Annotated in this window: 2 protein-coding genes and 1 pseudogene; 1 reads left to right on the plus strand and 2 read right to left on the minus strand. The window is 35.9% G+C overall.

What is annotated here, in order from left to right; translation table 11 throughout:
- Window positions 1-94 precede the first annotated feature (94 nt).
- Entirely contained in the window at window positions 95-787 is a 693-nt protein-coding gene (gene bioD, locus MICAI_RS12935) for a dethiobiotin synthase (protein ID WP_008202631.1), read from the plus strand.
- 120 nt (window positions 788-907) lie between these two features.
- Here bioD and MICAI_RS27880 read toward each other — a convergent pair.
- Window positions 908-1,402 (minus strand): annotated as a pseudogene (locus MICAI_RS27880) (TaqI-like C-terminal specificity domain-containing protein); the annotation flags it as partial.
- A gap of 33 nt (window positions 1,403-1,435) precedes the next feature.
- A partial coding sequence (locus MICAI_RS25025; protein ID WP_369751911.1) for an Eco57I restriction-modification methylase domain-containing protein occupies window positions 1,436-3,585 on the minus strand: 2,150 nt, incomplete at its 5' end.

Genomic DNA, 3,585 nt, shown 5'->3' on the forward strand with positions numbered 1-3,585 from the left:
ATGGGGAAGTGGGGTGATGGGGAAGTGGGGTGATGGGGGATAAGATAATAAATGCTGGTGATTTCACCTGATCTTGACTGAGCCTGGGAGTTTTATGAATAGTCTTTTGATTGCGGCTACGGATACCGATGCGGGTAAAACCGTTGTCACCACTGCTTTAGTGGCTTATTGGCAAAAATACTATCCATCCAAGGCCTTGGGGCTGATGAAATTAATGCAAACGGGTCAAGGCGATCGAGAATGGTATGAGGGTTTATTTCAGGGTCAATTAGAAATGATCACACCGCTGCAATATCAAGCACCCTTAGCGCCTCCTGTGGCTGCTGATTTGGAAGGTCGAGATATTCCTTTGGGGACGGTGTGGCAAGCTCTGCTAAACCTACAAAAAAGCCAAGATTTGGTTTTAATTGAGGGTTTGGGGGGTTTAGGTTGTCCTGTCACTCACGAGCTAACTTTGGCCGATTTAGCGGCTCAATGGCGGTTAAAAACGCTTTTGGTGGTGCCGGTGAAATTGGGGGCGATTTCCCAAACGGTGGCTAATATTGCCCTAGCAGAGCAGAAAAAGGTCAATTTGGGCGGAATTATCCTTAATTGTCTTGAACCGCGCACGGAGACGGAAATAGAGCAGTTAACACCGATCGATTTAATTCAATCCTTGACTAATTGTCCAGTTTTAGGTGTTTTTCCCTTTATCGAAGATCGTCGGGATTTGGATAAATTGGCCTCGGTGGTAGCTAGTTGGCCGCAAATTAAGCTGCCCGCGCATTTAAATTGCTTGTTGAGATGAGGCAAAAGGCACAAGGCAAAAGGCAAAGCTGATTCCCAGCATCTTTCAATTTGACAACAGCCATTGTAGGGCTAATTCATGAATTAGCCCTACAGGACATCGGGGGTGTAAGGGAATAAATTAGGGTAAGTCCAGATATTCTTGTTCTGTTAGGGCAAATTCTGGATCAATGATTTTTACCTCATTATATGTGAGTTGATAGAGTTTGTAAACTAAGCGATCAATCTGCTTTTCTAATTCGCTTGTGTCAGCGTTAGGATCGTCTTTTTTAGCAGTGAGAATTTTGTCAACTAATAACTTAATTTTTATTTGATATTTGTGATCTACAATTTTAATAGGAATCGGCGAAATAAATTGTTTATTCGCTTCAAAAAAACCATTGTCTTTTGGCTTGCCAACTAATTTAAAATAAAAATTTGCAACTTTAGAGTTTAAAATACCCAATAAATATTTTATATCTACTTCATTGATAGGTTTAATTCCATTAACTCGAACGTTATTTAAGAAAAAATCTCCTTTTTCATCAAGAAAACATTGTAAATCAGAGACAGTTTGAGCAACTCCTATTTTAGAGTAATGTTGCTTATCAATATTTTGGTTCCTTCCAAATTGATACCAATAATCATCATTATTAAATTTATTGTTTTCTCAACTTCTCAAAATAGCTTCATTATCTTTTAAATATCTAAAAGCTTTTGGATAATTATTTTTCAATAAATTAATGTCAAACAAAGCAAAATTACCACTCGCTTCATAAGGATGAAGCAAATATTTATTTGTATTTGGAATTTTATACCGTTTGGCATCTGTTCCTGAAATTAGTGGTTTCATAATAGAGTCTTCAATTTCAACTTCTTTATCTAGTATTTTTGAAAAATATATTCCTTGCGAAATTTTGTGTAAATGATAAATATTGTCTGCACTTGTTTGAATCCCAACAAAAATTTGCGCTATTTCACCTAAAGGTTTTGAATTTAACTCAAGCTTTTCTTTGATTAACAAAATATGTTCTTTTCCCAAACTCCAATTATTTTCATTTAAGCTAGAAAAATAAATTTCCGAAAATCCTTCAGTCTCAAAGTTATCAGCTTCTGTTTTTAAATATCTAAAAAAAGGTCTAGGTCTTTTACTGAATTGTTGACAAGCAGTATAAATAGTTGCATCAATAAAAACTTGGGTAGAGCCAAAATCTAAAAATCTTAATAAATAATGAGATTTAATCATTAAGCTTCTTAGGGGTTTTCCATACTCGTTATAAATCCAAAGAGAAGGCATTATAAAATCAACTATACCGTGCGAATTTAACAAGCTTAATGATTTCTCAACGAAAGGAAGATAAATATCAAAGTTACCTTTTTTTGCTGTTTGATAATTTTTAGAATAATAATCACAAACTAAAGAATTAGATTTTTTTAAATCTTGTATTGAAATATAAGGAGGATTCCCAATGACAACATCAAACCCGACAAAATCCCCGTCATCATTCAACACTTCAGGAAACTCAAACCGCCATTCCAAAGCATTATTATACAGCCTACCGCCTTCAATATCTGCAATTTCAGCAGTTAGCTTATCAATCTCATTATTTAACTTAGTTACTTTTTTCTCCCGCGCTTTTTGCTCCGTCTTAGTCTCCTCAAACAATAAACCCTGATTTTCCAGATTATAAAGTTCCCCTTGTAATTGACGTAACTTCACCTTCTTAGGATCACCAATTAATAAATTAGCACTAAAACCAGCCTTAATCTTAGCAATCAGCGTTTCCATCTCCCGCTTTTGTTCCTTATTTTCCGCATTGCGATAAGTCTGTACCGCATTGCGATATTCCTCAATACTAAACTTCTGCTTCTGTAAAACCTGTTTAACATCCACATCCAACCCAAACCGACTAATCAAAGAATTACCACACTTGATATTAATATCAATATTTGGCAAAGTTTCTAAATTGCCATCCTCGCGATAATAAGCATTCTTTAAAAGCTCAATCCATAACCGCAAGTGACAAATCGTCACGGAATTAGGATTAATATCCACCCCAAATAAACACCCCTCGATAATCGTTTGCTTCTCATGAAATAAGGCTTGCTGTACCCGTTGCTTTTCCTTATTATTCGGATGATAAGCAAATAAACTCCCCTCATCATCGTAAACCAATAACTTATCATTTCGCACCTCTACCCGATAATCTTTTAGCGACTTACCCGAACTATCTAATAAAACCCGTAACTCACTCTTAATCGCAATTATCTCATTCAAAGCGGAAACTAAAAAATGTCCCGAACCCACCGCTGGATCGCAAATCTTCAGGCTATTAATAATAACATTTGCCTCTTTTTTATCCTCAATTCGTTCATATAAATTATCTAAAGTTTGACAATTCCAGCCTTTTACTTCACTAAACTTCTGCATGATCGCTCTTCGTATCGTTTCCCGACACATATACATGGTAATAAAACTCGGTGTATAAAAAGAACCATCTTTATAACCATTAATCTTTTCAAAAATTAACCCCAACACCAAAGCATTAATTAACTTTTCGCTATCTTCTTGAGGATTTTCTAACTCATCTCGATCAAACTTATAAGCATCCAAAAACTCAAACAAATAAGCCAACGCATTTAACTCACCTACTCGCTTATTACCCTGATTATCTTTTAGCACCGTCCCCGCAAAAATGGGTAAAGTTCGCTCCCGCAAATTGCCAATAAAAATCGTTTGGTCTTCCGTCTCCGTTGGTTCAAATAACGAACTATTTAAATAAGGTACATGAGCAAAAGTCGTTTTAACCTTAGCCTCGC

The organism is Microcystis sp. T1-4 (genome assembly GCF_000297435.1).
Classification (GTDB): domain Bacteria; phylum Cyanobacteriota; class Cyanobacteriia; order Cyanobacteriales; family Microcystaceae; genus Microcystis.

Excerpts from the sequence above, each read along its gene's own strand:
- bioD (WP_008202631.1), top strand. The coding sequence starts at position 95 with ATGAATAGTCTTTTGATTGCGGCTACGGATACCGATGCGGGTAAAACC.